Annotated in this window: 21 protein-coding genes; 6 read left to right on the top strand and 15 right to left on the bottom strand. The window is 42.0% G+C overall.

The genetic code is table 11. The features are described from left to right. Positions 1-13 precede the first annotated feature (13 nt). The 3 genes from IEY42_RS00655 to IEY42_RS00665 all read left to right on the top strand — a co-directional run bounded on the left by IEY42_RS00655 (position 14) and on the right by IEY42_RS00665 (position 2,099). Positions 14-748, top strand: a complete 735-nt coding sequence (locus IEY42_RS00655) for a glycerophosphodiester phosphodiesterase (protein ID WP_188923456.1) — start codon at positions 14-16, stop codon at positions 746-748. 23 nt (positions 749-771) lie between these two features. Next, a complete protein-coding gene (locus IEY42_RS00660; protein ID WP_188923457.1) occupies positions 772-1,728 on the top strand; it encodes a D-2-hydroxyacid dehydrogenase in 957 nt (318 codons plus the stop codon). A gap of 179 nt (positions 1,729-1,907) precedes the next feature. Continuing rightward, a complete protein-coding gene (locus tag IEY42_RS00665; RefSeq protein WP_188923458.1) occupies positions 1,908-2,099 on the top strand; it encodes a bacterioferritin-associated ferredoxin in 192 nt (63 codons plus the stop codon). A gap of 173 nt (positions 2,100-2,272) precedes the next feature. Here IEY42_RS00665 and parC read toward each other — a convergent pair whose 3' ends face one another. The 7 genes from parC to nudF form a co-directional block, all read right to left on the bottom strand. Then, a complete protein-coding gene (gene parC / locus IEY42_RS00670; RefSeq protein ID WP_188923459.1) occupies positions 2,273-4,573 on the bottom strand; it encodes a DNA topoisomerase IV subunit A in 2,301 nt (766 codons plus the stop codon). Next, entirely contained in the window at positions 4,574-5,725 is a 1,152-nt protein-coding gene (locus IEY42_RS00675; protein WP_188923460.1) for a PQQ-dependent sugar dehydrogenase, read from the bottom strand. A 52-nt stretch (positions 5,726-5,777) separates the two neighbouring features. Beyond that, positions 5,778-7,664, bottom strand: a complete 1,887-nt coding sequence (gene parE / locus IEY42_RS00680) for a DNA topoisomerase IV subunit B (RefSeq protein WP_188923461.1) — start codon at positions 7,662-7,664, stop codon at positions 5,778-5,780. Between the two features lie 71 nt (positions 7,665-7,735). Beyond that, positions 7,736-8,308 carry a YqiA/YcfP family alpha/beta fold hydrolase gene (locus IEY42_RS00685; protein ID WP_188923462.1) on the bottom strand — a complete coding sequence of 191 codons (573 nt, stop codon included), beginning with the start codon at positions 8,306-8,308 and terminating at the stop codon, positions 7,736-7,738. Positions 8,309-8,330: 22 nt separating this feature from the next. Next, positions 8,331-9,170 (bottom strand): 3',5'-cyclic-AMP phosphodiesterase, encoded by an 840-nt coding sequence (gene cpdA, locus IEY42_RS00690; protein WP_188923463.1) that lies wholly within the window; start codon positions 9,168-9,170, stop codon positions 8,331-8,333. 33 nt (positions 9,171-9,203) lie between these two features. After that, entirely contained in the window at positions 9,204-9,641 is a 438-nt protein-coding gene (locus IEY42_RS00695; protein WP_188923464.1) for a DUF1249 domain-containing protein, read from the bottom strand. Between the two features lie 38 nt (positions 9,642-9,679). Then, positions 9,680-10,306, bottom strand: coding sequence for an ADP-ribose diphosphatase (gene nudF / locus IEY42_RS00700; protein WP_188923465.1), 627 nt, complete (start codon positions 10,304-10,306; stop codon positions 9,680-9,682). Between the two features lie 451 nt (positions 10,307-10,757). On the opposite strand from nudF, the gene tolC reads away from it, so the two are divergent. Beyond that, positions 10,758-12,053 (top strand): outer membrane channel protein TolC, encoded by a 1,296-nt coding sequence (gene tolC / locus IEY42_RS00705; protein ID WP_188923466.1) that lies wholly within the window; start codon positions 10,758-10,760, stop codon positions 12,051-12,053. Positions 12,054-12,127: 74 nt separating this feature from the next. Here the strand turns inward: tolC and IEY42_RS00710 are convergent, their stop codons facing one another. From IEY42_RS00710 to IEY42_RS00720, 3 genes are read right to left on the bottom strand one after another with little or no spacing between them, the layout of a single operon-like run. After that, complete coding sequence (locus tag IEY42_RS00710) at positions 12,128-12,862, bottom strand: TIGR04219 family outer membrane beta-barrel protein (RefSeq protein WP_188923467.1); 735 nt, start codon at positions 12,860-12,862, stop codon at positions 12,128-12,130. Positions 12,863-12,864: 2 nt separating this feature from the next. Next, positions 12,865-13,836 carry a DUF2333 family protein gene (locus IEY42_RS00715; protein WP_188923468.1) on the bottom strand — a complete coding sequence of 324 codons (972 nt, stop codon included), beginning with the start codon at positions 13,834-13,836 and terminating at the stop codon, positions 12,865-12,867. A 12-nt stretch (positions 13,837-13,848) separates the two neighbouring features. Beyond that, positions 13,849-14,337, bottom strand: coding sequence for a copper chaperone PCu(A)C (locus IEY42_RS00720; protein ID WP_188923469.1), 489 nt, complete (start codon positions 14,335-14,337; stop codon positions 13,849-13,851). Between the two features lie 34 nt (positions 14,338-14,371). Between IEY42_RS00720 and IEY42_RS00725 the strand changes: the two genes are divergently transcribed. Beyond that, positions 14,372-15,109, top strand: a complete 738-nt coding sequence (locus tag IEY42_RS00725; RefSeq protein WP_188923470.1) for an enoyl-CoA hydratase-related protein — start codon at positions 14,372-14,374, stop codon at positions 15,107-15,109. A 49-nt stretch (positions 15,110-15,158) separates the two neighbouring features. Here the strand turns inward: IEY42_RS00725 and IEY42_RS00730 are convergent, their stop codons facing one another. From IEY42_RS00730 to dusA, 4 genes are all read right to left on the bottom strand, one after another. Beyond that, positions 15,159-15,359 carry a PspC domain-containing protein gene (locus IEY42_RS00730; RefSeq protein WP_188923471.1) on the bottom strand — a complete coding sequence of 67 codons (201 nt, stop codon included), beginning with the start codon at positions 15,357-15,359 and terminating at the stop codon, positions 15,159-15,161. Between the two features lie 90 nt (positions 15,360-15,449). Further along, positions 15,450-15,581, bottom strand: coding sequence for a hypothetical protein (locus IEY42_RS22545; protein WP_268244258.1), 132 nt, complete (start codon positions 15,579-15,581; stop codon positions 15,450-15,452). Continuing rightward, complete coding sequence (locus tag IEY42_RS00735) at positions 15,581-15,895, bottom strand: hypothetical protein (RefSeq protein ID WP_188923472.1); 315 nt, start codon at positions 15,893-15,895, stop codon at positions 15,581-15,583. Before IEY42_RS00735 ends, IEY42_RS22545 begins: the two co-directional genes overlap by 1 nt. A 326-nt stretch (positions 15,896-16,221) precedes the next feature. Beyond that, positions 16,222-17,253, bottom strand: a complete 1,032-nt coding sequence (gene dusA / locus IEY42_RS00740; RefSeq protein WP_188923473.1) for a tRNA dihydrouridine(20/20a) synthase DusA — start codon at positions 17,251-17,253, stop codon at positions 16,222-16,224. A 109-nt stretch (positions 17,254-17,362) separates the two neighbouring features. Between dusA and IEY42_RS00745 the strand changes: the two genes are divergently transcribed. Further along, positions 17,363-18,427 carry a tyrosine-type recombinase/integrase gene (locus tag IEY42_RS00745; RefSeq protein WP_188923474.1) on the top strand — a complete coding sequence of 355 codons (1,065 nt, stop codon included), beginning with the start codon at positions 17,363-17,365 and terminating at the stop codon, positions 18,425-18,427. 43 nt (positions 18,428-18,470) lie between these two features. Here IEY42_RS00745 and IEY42_RS00750 read toward each other — a convergent pair whose 3' ends face one another. Then, positions 18,471-19,316 carry a hypothetical protein gene (locus IEY42_RS00750; protein WP_188923475.1) on the bottom strand — a complete coding sequence of 282 codons (846 nt, stop codon included), beginning with the start codon at positions 19,314-19,316 and terminating at the stop codon, positions 18,471-18,473. Positions 19,317-19,322 lie beyond the last annotated feature (6 nt).

Below are 19,322 nucleotides of genomic sequence, written 5' to 3' on the forward strand. Positions count from 1 at the left end.
TTAAGGAATTATTATGCTGGTTTTTGCTCACCGTGGAGCTAGCGGTAACGTACCTGAAAACACATTAGCCGCAATGGATAAAGCGCTCGAATTAGGGGCTAAAGCCATTGAGATTGACGTACATTGTGTTGAAGGCGAGTTGGTGGTTTTTCATGATCGCCGCCTAGAGGGCAAATCCAACGGTTATGGCTTAATTCATCTCAGCACTAAAGCAGACTTATGCAAAGTCACTGTCGGTGGAGAGTCGATACCCAGCCTATGGGAAGTGCTGACTCATATTGATTGCATCAGCAATGGTGATTGCATTGTTAACATCGAACTCAAAGGCGTCGGCTGCGTAGAGCCATTTATCGACATGTATCCGCAGCTCCTGTCATCGTTAAACTTTACCGCACAACAGTTACTGATATCATCGTTTAATCACTTATATTTAGCGCAAATAAAACAACAACTACCCCAAGTGGTTATTGCACCATTATTAGGTGGTATACCCACTGACTTAGCTAAAGTGGTAAGCGATTTACATGCTTATTCTCTTCATCTTGATGCGGCATTTATTAGCCAAGCAATCGTTGATGATGCCCATCAGCGCGGCGCAAAAGTGTATGTATATACTGTCGATAATGCAGAGGATATTAATACGCTCAAAGCGATAGGCGTAGACGGGATTTTCAGCAATTATCCAGATAAAGCCATAGCCGCTGCCGCTTTACCTGTGTCAGCCCCCCTGCTAACCTGGTTTGATTAATACCATAAGGTATCTGTAACGTTATGAGCCATAAACTGCTGTTATTGACTAATAATAATCAACAATATCGTCAATTATTAGCCAGTAAACAACTGCCAGATTTGACGATTTTGGATGAGAATGACAACACGCAACAAAGTGTTCAACACGCTGATATATGGCTGGCAGATCCCCATTTAGCCGTACCTTATTTAACCCCACCAATCCAGGCTAAGAAAAACCGTACACAACTGAAATGGTTACAGTCAACTTACTCTGGTGTTGATGCATTAATGCCTCCACAGCTAAACCATGACTATACATTAACCAATATTCGTGGGGTATTTGGCCCATTAATGAGTGAGTATGTCTTTGGTTATTTGCTCAGTCATTATCGCCACCATGTACAGTATCAACAGCAACAAACACAGCAACAGTGGCAACCCAAATCATTTAGCAGTCTGCAAGGGCTAAATATGTTGATTTTGGGAACGGGTTCAATTGCCCAACATATTGCCAGTACCGCGCGCCATTTTGGTATGAAGGTAACCGGCTTAAATAAGCGTGGCAGCGTTGTTGGGCCCTTTAATCAACTTGATAGCATCGACAATATATCAACGCACTTGCCTGCTGCAGATGTGGTTGTCAGTGTATTGCCCAATACTGTACAAACAACACATTTACTGAATAGCACAACCCTTGCACTGCTTAAGCCAACAGCAATGTTATTTAATATTGGCCGAGGTAATGCAATTGAGCTTGGCGCTTTACAGCACGAATTAACACAATGCCCTCAACGCCAGGCAATATTAGATGTGTTTGACCAGGAGCCTCTGGCTGCTGAACATCCGCTGTGGCATTTGCCTAATGTCATCATCACACCCCATATTGCAGCTCCGAGCTCACCGGCTCAAGTGGTTGATATTTTTAGCCAAAATTATTTATTATGGCATCAATCTTTGCCTTTACACTTTGTGGTTGACCCAAATCAAGGGTATTAGAACTGCATCATTAAGCCCATTTTACTGGCTGTTGAGCTTGGTTAATAATGAGACTCAGATCAAAACGTATTAAAAATGATCAATATACTCAAAAAAAGTAATTGCCAATGATAACCGTTTTCATTTAGAATTAGATTACTTTCTAGAGCATTGAAACTTTGAGCTAAGAGGCTTTCTTTATGTACGTTTGTCTTTGTCATGCCATTACTGATTCTCAAATCAAAGCCGCTGTGAGCTTAGGCGACAGTTCATTGGCTGATGTAAAAAAACGTTTAGGCGTAGCAGATCAATGTGGCAAGTGCGCACGTATGGCCAATCAAATTATTCAAACACAGCTTGATTATGAACCAAACTTTTACGAAGTGGCTTAATTCTTACGCCGTATATAAGCCGCTTTCATTTAAAATGGGTTATTGATTAACCCTGTTTCAGCCGAATAATATTGCCTGCTTATCCGCCTCCTTTATTTACCATCTTCATCGTAAATATTTAAACCATAAAAAATGCTGCTCAATGAGCAGCATTTTTGTTTATACAATTTAGCTTAAACGAGGTTATCTGGTGTCTCGTCGACGCTATCGTCGACAATAGCGCCCATCTCAACATCAACGCTATCAACACGTTGTAAACCTCTAGGCAATTTAGCGCCACGACGGCCACGTTCGCCTCGGTAATGCTCTAAATCGCTTGGTTTCAAGGTTAGCTTACGCTTACCAGCCCACAAGGTCACTGCCGCATCTTGTGGCACTACATTAAGATGCAGCAGCACCTCTTCACGACTTTTAGCCCGTTCAGTTGGAATACCTATAATCTTATTACCTTTACCTTTAGATAATTGCGGTAGCGCATCAACGCTAAACATCAACATCCGCCCTTCTGAGGTAATGGCTAATAATGATTGCTGAGCTTGCTTATTGATTCGTTTAGGCACTAATGCCAAAGCATTGGTGGGTAATGTCAGTAATGCTTTACCCGCTTTGTTGCGGCTGACCATATCTGGGTATGCGCAAATAAAACCATAGCCGGCATCGGTTGCTAATAAGAAAAACTGCTCATCGTTGCCCATTAAGACATGCTGCATAGTCGCACCCGGTGCCATATTAAAGCGCGTGGTAATCGGTTCTCCTTGGCTACGGGCTGAAGGTAAAGTATGACTGTCGGTGGCAAATGCACGGCCTGTTGAGTCAATAAATACCGCCGCTTGGTTGCTCTTACCCATGGCACTGCATAAGTAATTATCGCCAGCCTTATACGACAAACTTTCTACATCGATATCATGGCCTTTAGCACAGCGTACCCAGCCTTTATCAGATAACACCACGGTGACAGATTCGGCAGGAGTAAGCTCTTGTTCTGTTAATGCTTTAGCATCAATACGCTCAATAATCGGTGAGCGGCGGTCATCACCATAGGTTTGACCGTCTTGAATGAGTTCTTTTTTGACTAAGGTTTTTAAGCGACGATCTGAGCTTAATAACAATTCAAGTTTGTCACGTTCTGCGGCTAACTCATCTTGCTCGGTTTTAATCTTAAATTCTTCGAGCTTAGCAAGGTGACGTAATTTTAACTCTAAAATTGCTTCAGCTTGTTTATCTGACAAATTAAAGCGCGCCATTAGCTCCGCTTTAGGCTCGTCATGAAAACGAATAATCTCAATCACTTCGTCAATGTTTAAAAACGCGACCATCAACGCTTCTAAAATATGTAACCGCGCTAACACTTTGTCTAAACGATACTGTAAACGACGAGTCACCGTGCTTACCCGGTACTCTAACCATTCAGTTAATAGGGTTTTTAGGCCTTTAACTTGTGGACGCCCATCTAAACCCAGTACGTTTAAATTAACTCTAAAACTTTTCTCTAAGTCTGTTGTGGCAAACAAGTGCGTCATTAACTGCTCACAGTCAATGCGGTTTGAGCGAGGTACTATCACCAAGCGAACAGGGTTTTCATGATCTGACTCATCACGTAAGTCTGACACCATCGGCAGCTTTTTAGCCTGCATCTGGTTGGCTATTTGCTCTAAAATTTTACCGCAACTAGCTTGATGCGGCAGAGACGTAATCACGATTTCACCGTGCTCTTCGCTATACACAGCGCGCATCTTAATCGAGCCTTTACCGCTGGCATAAATCTTTTCAATGTCTGCGCGAGGGGTAATAATTTCAGCTTCTGTTGGGTAGTCAGGGCCTGGCACTAACTCCATCAAGCGGTTTAATTCTGTTTTAGGATTATCAATTAACTCGACACAAGCCGACACTAATTCGCGGACGTTATGCGGCGGAATATCGGTTGCCATACCAACCGCAATACCGGTAATACCGTTCAATAAAATATGCGGTAATCTTGCAGGTAAGGTTTTAGGTTCTTTCATGGTGCCGTCAAAGTTGGCGCCCCATTCCACTGTACCTTGGCCTAACTCGGACAATAAAACTTCAGAGAATTTAGATAATCTTGCTTCGGTATAACGCATTGCCGCGAAAGATTTAGGGTCATCTGGTGCTCCCCAGTTACCTTGTCCGTCAACAAGTGGATAGCGATACGAAAATGGCTGCGCCATTAACACCATGGCTTCATAACATGCACTGTCACCATGTGGATGGTATTTACCTAATACGTCACCGACTGTACGGGCTGATTTTTTATGTTTAGATTGCGCCGAAAGACCCAGCTCGCTCATAGCGTAAATAATACGGCGTTGTACCGGTTTTAAACCATCACCAATATGCGGTAAGGCACGGTCCATAATGACGTACATTGAATAATTTAAATAAGCCTCTTCGGTAAAGCGCCGCAGTGGCATTTGCTCTACGCCATCTAGGCTTAATTCAATCGAATCACTCATTTAGTTAGATTCCTGTGATTGTTCGTCTGCGTTATAAAACAGGCGGTAAATATTACCTTTTAAGTCATCTGATATGTACATTGAGCCATCTGGGGCATTGATCACGTCAAATGGACGGGCTACGGGAAATTCTCCATCTAAAAAACTCACCACAGTTTCACGTTTATTGACTTTGTCATCTTCAATTTCGAGCATCACGATTTGATAGCCCACTTTACTTGAGCGGTTCCATGAACCATTTTCGGCGACAAAGATTTGGTTGCGATAACGCTCTGGAAATTGCTCGCCACGATAAAAACTGAGGCCGGTAGGCGCAACATGGGCAGGCAATTCATACTCAGGCACTATCACATTTAAATTTTTAGGTTTGTCATATGCTGGCTCCACAACATCGCTACCGTGTAAATAAGGAAACCCATAATGGCTGCCTTTTACCTCAACACGATTAATCTCATCAGCGGGGATATTGTCGCCCATCCAATTACGGCCTAAATCGGCAAACCACAATTTATTGGTTTCTGGCGACCAGTCAAAACCGGTGACACTGCGAAGCCCTAAGGCAATTTGCTCACTGGCACCGCTATCGACATCAATGGCAATAATGCTGCCAAAGGGCGAAGCCGCTTCACACACGTTACAGGGCGAGCCGATGGACACATATAAACGGTCATCTGGGCCAAAACGCATTGAGCGAGAGTGTTTTTTATCTAAGTTGGGTAAGTTTGAATACACTTCACGGGCACGACCAGGTCGGCGCAAGCGCGACTCTATCTCGTCAAAACGGATAATACGGTCTTCTTCGGTGACATATAACGCACCATCATGAAATGCCAACGCTTCTGGGTATTCAAGGCCTCGTGCAATTAAATAACGTTTGTCGACTTGGCCATTTTGATCGCTGTCGACCAAAGCATAGACAGTCCCACTTTTTTGCGATCCTACAAACAAAGTGCCATCGTCTCCCAATGTCATTTGTTTAATGTCGCCCAAATCTGAGGCAAACAAACTAAGCCCAAAACCTTTGGTGACGGTGATCATCACTGATTGAGCCGCAAATACGGATGATGTTGGTAACAATCCTAATAGCATCAGTCCTGCGCATGCGAACTTACCGCCAAGATTGAAATAAGATCGAAATCTAGAATACTGCATGATTAATTAATTTTTGCCTTATATTCATAATGCTTGACGGTAATATAAATGCTTAAAGTAACGCAAGATCGCCTTTTGTTTCTAGCCAGTCTTTTCGATCTGACGCGCGTTTTTTAGCAAGCAGCATGTCCATTAACGACACAGTTTCTTCGGCATCATCAATGGTTAATTGCACTAAACGTCGAGTATTAGGGTCCATTGTTGTTTCACGTAGCTGCAAAGGGTTCATTTCACCTAGCCCTTTAAATCGAGTGACTTGCACTTTGCCTTTTTTCTTTTCGGCAACTAAACGATCCAAAATACCGGTTTTTTCTGCTTCATCTAACGCGTAAAAAACTTCTTTACCGATATCAATGCGGAACAATGGTGGCATAGCAATATACACATGACCTTTTTCCACTAACACTCGGTAATGCTTCAAAAAGAGCGCACACAATAAAGTGGCAATATGCAGTCCGTCGGAGTCTGCATCGGCCAAAATACAAATTTTGCCATAACGCAGCTCCGATATATCTTCACTATCAGGGTCGCAACCAATCGCAATCGAAATATTATGCACTTCTTGCGAGCCAAGAACCTGCGAAGCATCAACTTCCCAGGTATTTAAAATCTTACCTCTAAGCGGCATAATCGCCTGAAATTCGCGATCGCGAGCTTGTTTCGCACTACCACCAGCAGAGTCACCTTCGACTAAAAATAACTCTCCTCGCATTGGGTCTTGGCCACTGCAATCGGTTAACTTACCGGGTAATGCTGGGCCTGATACAACTTTTTTGCGGGCAATTTTCTTCGCTGCTTTTAAGCGCCGCTGGGCATTATTAATACACAGCTCTGCTAATTGTTCAGCCAGTTCAGTATTAGAGTTCAACCAAAGTGAAAAGGCATCTCGGACAATACCAGAAACAAAAGCAGAGCTTTGACGGCTAGAAAGTTTTTCTTTGGTTTGTCCGGCGAATTGTGGGTCTTGCATTTTTATCGACAAAATAAATGCTGCACGATCCCAAATGTCTTCAGGAGATAATTTGATGCCGCGGGGCACTAAGTTACGAAATTCACAAAATTCACGCATAGACTCAAGTAAGCCCTGCCTAAAACCATTAACGTGAGTTCCACCTAGTGGCGTCGGGATTAAGTTAACGTAGCTTTCATTGAGGCTTTCACCGCCTTCAGGCAACCAAGTAATCGCCCAATCAGCAGCCTCTAAGTCGCTTTTAAAACTTCCGACAAAAGGCTCTTCTGGCAACATTAACGAGTTTTTAACTGCTTCTTGCAAATAGTCAGTTAGGCCGCTTTCATAGAACCATTCGTGTACTTCATTGGTATGTTTGTTGGTAAATTTAATGCGCAAGCCTGGGCACAATACCGCTTTAGCACGCAGTAAATAAATAAGCTTACTTACCGAAAAATTAGGTGAGTCAAAGTAACTAACATCTGGCCAGAAATGTACTCGAGTGCCGGTATTACGGCGGCCACATGTACCGGTTACATTTAAGCTTTCAACTTTAAAGCCGTTCTCAAAGGCCATGTCGTACACTTGAGCATCACGGCGCACCGTAATTTCAACACGCGTTGACAAGGCATTCACAACTGAAATCCCCACGCCGTGCAAGCCACCCGAAAACTGATAGTTTTTGTTGGAGAATTTACCACCAGCATGCAGTTTCGTTAAAATTAACTCAACCCCAGGAATGCCTTCTTCAGGGTGAATATCCACCGGCATACCACGGCCATCGTCGGTGACTTCAAGTGAATTATCGGCATGTAGGATAACGTCTATTTTAGTGGCATGGCCTGCCAACGCCTCATCGACGCTGTTATCAATTACTTCTTGCCCAAGGTGGTTTGGTCGGGTGGTATCGGTATACATACCAGGGCGGCGCTTTACCGGGTCAAGTCCGTTAAGGACCTCAATCGCATCTGAAGTATATTGGTTGGTCATAGTCCACACATCTGGAGTTAAATGGAGCCAAAGTTAGCTCAAATTAATCGTTATTTTATAACGCAAAATCGTTACAGCTGAATAAAATTACAAATTTTATCTAATTGTTGTTCGTAGCCGACAAAACTATGGTCACCATTGGGCTCTAAATGTAATTCACAGCTATGATATTTATGTAATGCTTGTCGATAATCTAACACTTCGTCACCAGTTTGCAACAGCACCAAAAAACGATCTGGGTGACTGATAACCTGCGTGTCAAAATGGGCAACGTCTAGTCGGTGTTGTGGTAACACTTGGTAATGCTCGTTAGTATAGGGATTATATTGAGGCCCGATAAACTCTTCAAATAATTCGAATGGTTTTACTGCCGGATTAACCAAAACAGCTTTCCCACCATAAGTTTCAGCCAAATAGCTGGCAAAATAACCACCTAAAGATGAACCTATAAAGCGTAATGTTTGACCTTGTTGCTTTGCCCGCTCGGTAATCTCGCATAATAACGACATAGCTGTATGCGGCGAAGAAGGTAACTGAGGTTGGTGAAAATCAACGTGTGGATAATGCTGGTTAATATACTGAGCGGTTTGCACAGCCTTATCAGACTGGGGCGAACTGTTAAAACCATGTATATAAAGCAGCATATTTCCTCGCGAGTCGGTTAAATCAGTACCCGCTCGCTTCATTATCTGGTGAAAAGCGATTCCCTGGTACCCGGTAAACATTAGTACGAATGCTACCATCGCCATTCAACTCCAGCAAACGATAACCGGGTTGTACTGTATCTAAAGCAAAATAAGATGAAAGAGGCTTAAATTGTATGCAGGTCGATGGTGTTGCCAGTAATGGAATATCACCATGTGGCCCTGGGTGCAATTTATCAACTTGTTGATGCACATGTCCCCACAAGATCCCTTTCACTTGAGGATAGCGACTGGTACGAGCTAAAAAGTCTTCGCCATTAGCCATGCAATGCTGATCTAGCCAGGCGCATTGCATTAAAATAGGATTGTGATGCATCACTAATAATACGTGCTTATCAGGATAGGCTTTTACTGCGGCATCAATTAAGGCAAATTGTTTTTCGCCTAAGTATCCGCCAGGCTTGCCTCGCACAGTGGAGTCAAGCATTAAGATTAACCAAAGCCCAATATCAATAATCTGTTGACCAAAAACATGCTCGCCTTGCATGCGCACAGCCATTAAGCGTGGGTCGTCATGATTACCGGGTAAGTAATGGCACGGTAAATCAAGCGCCTCAATTTTATCAACAAAATGTTGATAAGACTCAGGCGAGTAATCTTGGCTGATATCGCCAGTGGCCAATAAAATATCTGCGGGGTATTGAGTTGCACTAAACGTATTAAGGACGGCTTGCAAGCTTTGTGTGGTATTAACACCGAGCAACTGACCTTCAGGATCGGCAAAAAGATGCGGATCAGTCACTTGGACTAATCGCACTGGTTCACTTTCAGCAACAGAATAATGCACTGTGTCTTTAAGCACTAATGATTCCTAACAGTATAAACAATAAATAAATTACGACTGGCAAGGTATTTTCCTTGCTCCAATTTTCAATAATTCTTCAAGAAATGCATTCACTTGGAATTTTTCATCGCTATGATGCATATGTATATTAGGATAATCATACACTGGCTTTAATCGGTAAATCTGTTGGCTAGTTAACACTTCTGCCAATTGAGCGTCGTGATAAATGCGCACCACGGCTTTTGGAGATTTAAAAAAATGTCCATTTGCTATAGGACGAGAAATTTCAATCAACTGAGTGTATTTGGTGTTTTCGATAAGATTAACCAGCAAGGTGCCAAACTCGCCTTTAACATGCCAAGGTTCATTGACAGTGAATTGGTCGGGCAACCATTTTAAAATATGTGCGTAATTTCGACCGCAAACAGCCAAAAAAGCACTGACATTCGGTTGATATTTTTGCTTTTTATTGTGGTTAAACTCTGTCACCCAAACGTTCCTATCTGTAAACCTATATGCTTAATCTTTTAAAGTGTGTCGCGGATGGTTTGGTAGTTCAGCATTAACCACTGAATACCTAACACAGTTGAAGCATTGTCTATGCGCCCACTATTAACCCAGTCGTAGGCTTGTTGACGGCTAACCACATGGACACGTATATCTTCATTTTCATGGTCCAACCCATGAATACCGGATGCCTGCGTTGCATCGACTTGCCCCAAAAACAGAAAAAAGCGCTCGGTAGTCCCACCAGGGCTAACTAAATAACTGTTTATAGGGGTTAAACTTTGTAAGCTTAACCCTGCTTCTTCGGCTAATTCACGCGTAGCCACTTGCTCTGGCGATTCGCCGGGCTCAATCATACCTGCCACTAGCTCAAGAAGCCAGATTGATTTAGTACTCGCTAATGCTGGTACACGTATTTGCTCAATTAATACAACTTCGTCGCGAATAGGATCATAGGGTAATACCACAACGGCACTACCTCGTTCAAACACTTCACGGGTTACCTCACCGCTCCAGCCGCCTTTGAACAATTTATGTTTAAACTTGTACTCGTCTAACCGAAAAAAACCTTGGTACAATACTTTTTTAGATAACAGCTTAAAATCAGAATCGGCATCAAAAAACGATAAATTTGAAGAGTCAGACATATTTTTCCTTGTCGATAAAATCACGCACTAAAAGAGCATTTTATCAGGTTAATGAGGGATTATTGAACTTTGAGGGTTAAATTGTGTTCGAGACAAAAATCCCACTGAAAGAACATAAACCCCGAGCATAATTAATAACTAAACGACTGGTGCCAAACGTTCACAAAACACTTTAAATAAAATAAAATCTGTTACACTTCAAATTTGACTTGAAAATGAAAAAATCAATACTATTTAATGTACACGGTAGATATAAAAATAGTGCACAATGCTTATAAAGTATTGTGAAGTATTTTGAAGTATTTTTAATATACAGCGCTATGGGCGCCAACAGATTGCAACGTTAAGACGATTTCACTTATCTACCCTGATCTTAACCATATTGCATGACCAAATTAATCATATTTATAACACCTCTATACATATGAGGCATTGTCTATAAGGGCAGCAAATGAAATTCAAAATTGGTTCATTATACGCAGCATTAGCATTTGCTATAGCGGCACCAGCAGCACAAGCTGACGATTTATTAGAAATTTATCAGCAGGCGCTGACTAGCGACCCTATCGTTTTACAAGCTAAAGCTCAACGCGATGCATTGTATGAAAGCATTGAAGAAAACCGCGCACCATTACTACCGACCGTTAGTGCTAATGTGGGTTATGCAAAAGCGTGGAATGATCCTGCTGATGACACCGATGGCATAACCGGTGGTGTAAGCCTGAATCAGGTAATATACGATCATAGCGCCTGGGTGGGATTAAGTCTTGCTGAAATGGCAGCATCGCAAGCAGATTCTGCATATGCTTCTACATTACAAGCACTGATTACTCGTGTCACAAGCGCATACTTTGATGTATTAACCGCTAAAGATAATTTTGAGTTCCAGGGTGCTGAAAAAGCGGCGATTGAACGTCAACTTGAACAAACCAAACAACGCTTTGCGGTAGGCTTAACAGCAATTACTGATGTACACGAAGCTCAAGCACAATATGACCTAGCCTCAGCGCTTGAGATCCTAGCGCAAAACACCCTAGACAACAGCTACGAAGCATTACGTGAAATTACCGGTATCGACCACAAGTCAATCAATGTACTAGATACCAACCGTTTCTCTGCGGGCTCTCCAGCGCCAACATCTTCAGCGGAATGGTTGAAGATGGCTGAGTCCAACAGCATTGATTTAATGACTCAACGTATCGCTAAAGATATTGCCAATGAGACTATCAGCTTGTACAAAGCTGGTCACATGCCGTCTTTAAACTTTAATGCGGGTTATAACAAAGGTATGGATCAAACTCCTGGCCCTGATTATGACAACACCAATATTGGTGTGACATTAAGCATTCCATTATTTGAAGGTTTTGCAGTGACTTCACAAGTTAAGCAAGCACAATTTGCTTATGTTGAAGCCAGTGAAAAACTAGAACAAACGCACCGTAGTGTCGCTAAAAATGTCCGTAATAACTTCAACAACGTGACCGCATCGATTAGCTCTATCAGAGCATACGAGCAATCTGTTGTTTCATCAGAGAGTGCGCTAAAAGCCACTCAAGCGGGATTTGAAGTGGGTACTCGTACCATCGTTGATGTACTCGATAGCACAAGTACCTTATACGATTCAAAGCGTCAGTTGTCTGAAGCGCGTTATGGTTACATTAACTCAATCCTAGCGCTTAAACAGGCCGCTGGAACATTGAGCGAAGATGACATTATTTCGATTAACAACGGACTGATTACAGAGTAATCTTCGTGTAACGTCATAAATGCAACACATAAAAAAACCGCCAGCTGGCGGTTTTTTATGTGTTGCATTTCAACTTAAAAACGTAATTCAATACCGGCAAAAGCACCTTTAAACTGAGTGTTTTGCGACACACCTGAAAAGTGACTCACGTCAAAATTAAAATCGCGGTAACCAACACGGACTAAGGTATCAACAGCTAAGCTTTCAAACTGCCAGCCTAAACCCACACTGTAGTCATACACGTTTGACTCATCAACGCCTAACAGTACGTCAGCAAAGCCAAACAAGCCTAACCCAACCATACCAACTTGCGCGTTGGCATAACCCATGATGATCCCACTGTCGATATTAATTTCTTCAGGGTGCCCCGCATCAGACACACGAACTGAGCCGTCCATTTGCTTGTATGCCGCACCTAAATCAACTGACACCAAATCATTGTCTAAAATTTCATAATACAATACAAAGTCAGTATTATTGAGATTGTTTGTTACTGAAACATCGCCACTGAATGCATTACCATTAAAGGTAAAATCTACATTAGACAACCCAGCACTCGATTCTAAACGGTTTTCACGAATTTTTAGATTAGGTACAAACGGCAGCGGATGTTCAATCGCAATCCAAACACTGCCTTGTGAATCATCATTATCAAAATTGTGGCTCACGCCCGAATCATCATTAAATGAGTTCGTCGTGTCGGCTTGCCAATAATCAGCGCCTACTTTAAAACCCACAACAGTTGCCGCATGAGCTGATGACATGCTTAATAAACCCACTACAGCGGTGGCAAGAAGAGTCTTTTTCATCATTATCCTTGAGAAAGTAAGTTAGTTAAATCAATTACCGCAGCATTAGCACGCGATATATAATTAGCCATCACCAGCGAGTGATTAGCCACTAAACCAAAACCGTTGCCGTTAAGCACGATAGGGCTCCAAACCGTTTGTTGAGTGGCCTCAAGCTCACGAATAATTTGACGTAAGCTCACTTCTGCATTTTTCTTTTCTAATACATCAGCAAAATCAACTTCAATGGCGCGCATGAAGTTCAATAATGCCCAAGCAGAGCCACGGCTTTCATAAAACACATCATCAATTTCCCACCAGCTGGTTTTAATTTCACTACTTGATAAACCGGGTGTTGATTGACGTGCAGAGCTATCACCAGCTAAATCCGTGTTTAAACGATCTTGACCAACACTGGCAGATAAACGCTGTGACATACTGCCTAAACGCTTTTGAACTTCTTTAAGCCATTCGTTCAGGTTATCGGCACGGGCATAGAATTGTGCATTATTGTTGTTAGCGTCGCTAATTTTAGCACGATAAAGTTTCAGTAATTTGATCGCTTCGCGATATTCACCTTCAGCACTTGGCACTAACCAGCTGGTGTTTTCGATATTTAACTTTGAATGCGCGGCAAGTAAGTCATTATCAGCAGTAGACTGCGATTGTGAGCGACTAAACTCTTTACGCATAATTAAGGCTAAATCGCGCACTTGCTCTAACGCACCAAACTCAAAGGCCGGCATGTTATCCATCATTAATGAAGGTGGCATAACATCATTTGATAACCATCCACCGGGTTTATCCAGCAGGGTTTCCATGGTCAGAATTAATGAACTGGTGGTGCTATAACCAATAATTTTTTTGGAGTTATCGGTTTGCGCAGAAACAGGCTTTATTGGGTCTGGCTCAATACTCCACCACACACTAATAATATAAAGCACTAAAAAAAGTACCCCAACCACGCCTAAAATTTTATTCCTAGTAACTTGCATCAATATCACTCCTTAATGATGGTGATGATGGTCTGCTTGTTCGCCGTCTTGAGAGGCTGCCTGTTTTAACACAGGTAACTCAATCATAAGTTGCTGACCATCTTCAAAAATTAACTCTAAAGGTACTTTATCATCAACCACTAATGGTGCGGTTAAAGACAATAACATGACATGGTCGCCTGTCGGTTGTAGGGTTAGCTTTCCGTGTGACGGAATTGAAAACCCTGCAACTTGACGCATTTTAACCATGCCGTTTTCTTCAATTATCGTGTGTAGCTGCGCTTCTTTCGCTACGGCAGTGTTAACCTCAACGAGTGTAACTGCATGAGCAGTATGGTTTTCTAATGTAAAATAAGCCGCAGTATTAGGCACACTCGCAGGCATTGCTCTGACATAACCGTCAACTAAAATAACGTTTGCCGTTGCCGCGAATGATAACGATGATAACACTAAAAAGTTAAACAGGTGTTTGAATATTGCTTTCAATGTCTTAAACTCCATGTAAACCACTCGCATTCACTATAGGAAGTTACGAATGAGTCATATTCAGGTAAGAGATGATCAAGGCGTACGTATCATCAGTTTTAATCGTCCAGAAAAGCGTAATGCTTTTAATCTAGAAATGTATCAACAACTCACAGAATACCTGATCCAAGGTGAAGCCGACAATGACATTCGCGCCTTTATGTTTCATGGTACTGACGACTGCTTTACCTCTGGCAATGATATCGTAGACTTTTTACAAAGTGGCGCACTAGATGATAACCACCCAACGGTTAAATTCTTGTTTTGTTTATTAGATCTAAAAAAACCTGTGGTGGCTGCCGTAACGGGTGCTGCGGTAGGGATTGGCACAACCTTATTGCTCCATTGCGACTTAGTTTATGCCGACAATAAAGCCAAATTCCAAATGCCTTTTGTCAATTTAGCCTTAGTACCTGAAGCGGCATCAAGCATATTGTTACCGTCTATTGTTGGCCAACATAAAGCTGCCGAGTTGATTTTATTAGGTGATGCCTTTGATGCTGAGACTGCTTCGCAGTTAAATTTGATTAATCGTGTGGTTGCCCCAGAGGAGCTTATTAGCTTCAGTCTAGCGCAAGCAAAAAAATTGGCGGCTCAGCCACCTTTGTCTATGCAGGCATCAAAACAACTATTACGTCATAATCAGGCTCAAGTTAAAGCCCAAATGAAATTAGAACTGGTGCAATTTGCTAAGCGTTTACAAAGTGATGAAGCTAAACAACGCTTTAAAGCTTTTTTAAAAAAATAGTCATCACTGACATTCGGGCTCATCCCAATAGCTGACGACGGGATGAGCATTAAAAACGTGACGTTTTTTGACTCATTACAACCGCAACAATAAAATACGCCGCTAAACTGATACTCGGATTAGTGATCACTAAGCCAATGGTAACAATACGCGTCCATAACAACGACCAACCGTATTGCTTGGCTAAATTAGCCGATACACCACATACAATCCGTGCTTCATCTTGTAAGCGACTGATTAAACGATTCATATTTTGTTCTCCTGTAATGTGTAACCATCTGAATAATTCATAATTGGCTGACACTAAATAAGTGATATCTCACCGCCGCTAGCTAATCTATTAAGCTTGGTCATTAATGCTGGGCCATAACAGCCAACTCGCTAACGCTGCACACAGTGCAAAGCTGATCACTGGCAATAACAACAACGACATTAACGGCAACACCAAGCCTATATTCAACGCCCAATCCATTACTTGTTCTCAGTAGCTTGGGCTGCAATTGCTGTTTTTGGCTCTTCTGGTTCAGTTAACACCACTTGCGCTAAACTTGAATTGACCTCATAAACCTGCTCAGCAATTTGAGTCTGTAACGACAACATAAACTCTTGCTTAGCAGTTGAAATCATTTCTTGGCTAGCTTGAGTCATATTTTGCTCAATTGAATTTAGCGTGTTGCTTAGCGAAATCTCATCAGCTTGTGCAGAAACACTCGCAGTAACCAGTACCGCAGCAGCAACAGATAATTGAACAGTACGACGAACGATTTTTGAAGTTAATGTAAACATGGTGGCATCCTTTCTTGTGTTGGTTGATGGCAACTAAACACCCGTCTAGTTGATTACACCATGGGTATTACAAGCTGCGTGCCAACTTTCAAGTAACAACAAAAGATATTGATTAGTAAGGATTAAATAAGTATTCACACCGTTATGAACAAGTATGCTCTACGTACAAAAAACCAACAGGTAGTAAAAATAACCATCAGATTGGTTAAAATGACTAGTACGTTTATTCAACAGGAAAGCAAAAGCAAAGTTTATCGAGTGGGAAATCAAAAAGCGCCTAGATAAAGGCGCTTTGAAAGGCTAACTGACAATAAATATTAAGGGTATTAAGCCTGGGACTCAGCAAGTGCTTGAGCATCCACAAACTCTGCCGCTTTTAGCACCACATTAATATCAGCATTGGGTTTGTGGGCATTTTCACTTAAATGGCGACGCCAGCCGCGTGAACCCGGTAAGCCTTGGAACAAACCGATAATATGACGAGTAATATGATTTAAACGACCGCCTTGAGCTAAATGCGCTTCGATATAAGGCAGCATTTGCTCAATGACTTGCTCACGAGTAATAATAGGGCTATCAATACCGCACAATTGCTGGTCGACTTGCGCCAAAATATAAGGGTTTTGATACGCCTCACGCCCTACCATCACGCCATCTAACGGCGCTAAATGTAACTTGGCTTCTTCTAGGGTTTTAATGCCGCCATTAATACTGATATTCAGCTGTGGGTAATCACGCTTTAATTGATAAACGCGATCATAATCCAACGGCGGGATCTCACGGTTTTCTTTTGGGCTTAACCCTTGCAACCAAGCCTTGCGCGCATGGATAGTAAATGCAGTACAGCCTTTTGCATTGACGGTCTCAATAAAGTCGGTTAAAAATTGATAACTGTCTTGCTCATCAATGCCAATGCGGGTTTTAACCGTAATAGGAATATCAGTGACTTGCTTCATTGCATCGACACACTGGGCAACAAGCTCAGGCTCAGCCATCAAACAGGCGCCAAAACGACCATTTTGGACCCGATCTGACGGACACCCCACATTGAGGTTAACCTCATCATAACCACGCTCTGCAGCTAACTTAGTACACGCAGCCAAATCAACAGGATTAGAGCCACCAAGTTGCAACGCTAATGGATGCTCTTCAGTGTTGTAAGCTAAATAATCGCCCTTGCCGTGCAATATTGCCCCTGTTGTCACCATTTCAGTGTACAGCAATGCCTTAGCCGACATTAAACGCGCAAAGTAGCGATAATGGCGATCAGTCCAATCTAGCATAGGTGCTATGCTAAACGTTCTATCTAGCTCAACCCTTGGTGTATCTTGCTTTGAGTCTATATTTGATAAATTCATTGTTCTCACATTTTGGGTTATTTTTACACGTTTTTGAGCATTTTTAGTTGCGCGGGGAACCTATAGGGAACCATAATAGATTGGACTATGGTAACGGGGAACCTCAACAATGGCGTCTTACAGTATTCAAAAACGTGATAAAGCTGACGGCACAAGTAAGTATCGCTGCTTAATCCGTGTTAAGAAAAAAGGCATCGTATTATACACGGAGCAAAGAACTTTTACCAAAAGGTTGCCAGCTGAGGCTTGGGGCAAAGAGCGAATTGTTGAAATTGAAAAAGACGGCTTTGAGCAAGATGAAACGGTGCTCCCTACTCTTGGTGAGATAATCGATAAAACATTGGCTGACCAAAATATCGATAGCACTATTGGTCGATCTAAACGTTTTTGTATTCGTTTACTGGGTGACTGTGATATCGCCAAAGTCAGAATTGATAAACTAAAGCCTCAAGATGTGATTGAGCATTGTCAAAGTAGAAAAGAATCTGGCACAGGGCCTGCAACAATCAACATCGATGTGAGTGTTATCCGCTGGTTACTAAAAATCGCTAAGTCTAATTTTAGTTATGAGGTCTCCCAAAGGGCGGTGATTGATGCTTATGATGCACTCTATAATCAAAATCTCATTGCCAAATCAGCACGGCGTTCGCGCAGGCCGACTGCAGTTGAGATTGAAAAGTTAAAAGTGGGATTGCAGGAGCGAAGCAGCCAACGAATGGCCCATATCCCTTATGTCGATTTACTCGATTTTTCTATTTTAAGCTGCATGCGAGTTGGTGAGGTATGCCGTATAAGATGGGATGATGTTGATGAAGCCCAAAAAGCAGTGATTGTGCGTGACCGTAAAGACCCACGTAAAAAAGCTGGTAATCACATGTTAGTGCCTTTGCTGGGTGGGGCGTGGGAAATATTACAAAAACAACCACGTAATGATGCGCGGATATTTCCTTTTAATGAAAGGTCAGTTGCTGCAGGGTTTCAGCGGGTTAGAAATGAATTGGGTATTGATGATTTACGCTATCATGATTTAAGGCGTGAAGGGGCTAGCCGGTTATTTGAAAAGGGTTACAGCATTGATGAAGTAGCGCAAGTAACAGGGCATAGAAACATTAATACTCTTTGGCAAGTGTATACGGAGCTATTCCCTAAGCGGTTACACGATAAAGATATTTAATAGATAACATAAAGTAGTTAGTAGTGGGATAAATAAAAGTTTTTTATGCTTTTTCATTTGGTGTTATATTTGCCGACCCACTACGATCTATTGGAAACTCCTGAAGATCCATCCAAGGTGTAACGCTTTCCGCACCAATAGGCTTGATAAATGACTTATAAGTATCTATGTCGAACCGGCCAATATGAGCAATTTCAGAAACTGGAATCATCTCTACAAAATCGTCAAGACAAGCTCCAGAACCATCTACAGGCTCACCCTCGTCATTTAAATTATTTTGATAGTGTAAGTAGTAATTAGTAGTGAACGAGACTGTCAGTTTATCTTTATCTCTATACCCACTTAAAATTGGCAAGATACTAAAATGCTCAACATCACCTGATTCAATCGGGATGTCATTAACCATCCCTACATATACTTTACGACTTTTCAAGGTAATCAATACAGTCTGAAGCTCAGAACCGCACTCGAATAAAAACTTTTCTAAAGCAGGGCTTTTTTCTTTATGGATATAATTGCGTGATTGTTCATCATCACGAAAGAAATTATCCAATTTAGAAGCTAAAGGCGCCAATACAACGGCTAAACTTGAACCTAACACCATTTTCAAACTTAGGTAATCTTGAAGGCTTTTTGTATATTGGGTTACCCCTGTAAGCTCTTCAATCGATGTTCTAAAAATGCATTTTAATGCTATTGTTGGAATGTTGAAGCGGTCTAAAGCTATGGATATGATGATGCCTATCAAGCAAAAAAAGATACCATAAGCGCCGCATCGAAAGTAATATCGATGACCGTCTTCGCGACGTGTTATATACATTTGAAATGTCGAATTAGATACGTAGATGTATCCAGATATTAGGATAAAAGCAACAGCAAAGGCCCCCATGAAACC

The sequence above is a fragment of the Shewanella algicola genome (assembly GCF_014648035.1).
Taxonomy (GTDB): Bacteria; Pseudomonadota; Gammaproteobacteria; order Enterobacterales; family Shewanellaceae; genus Shewanella; species Shewanella algicola.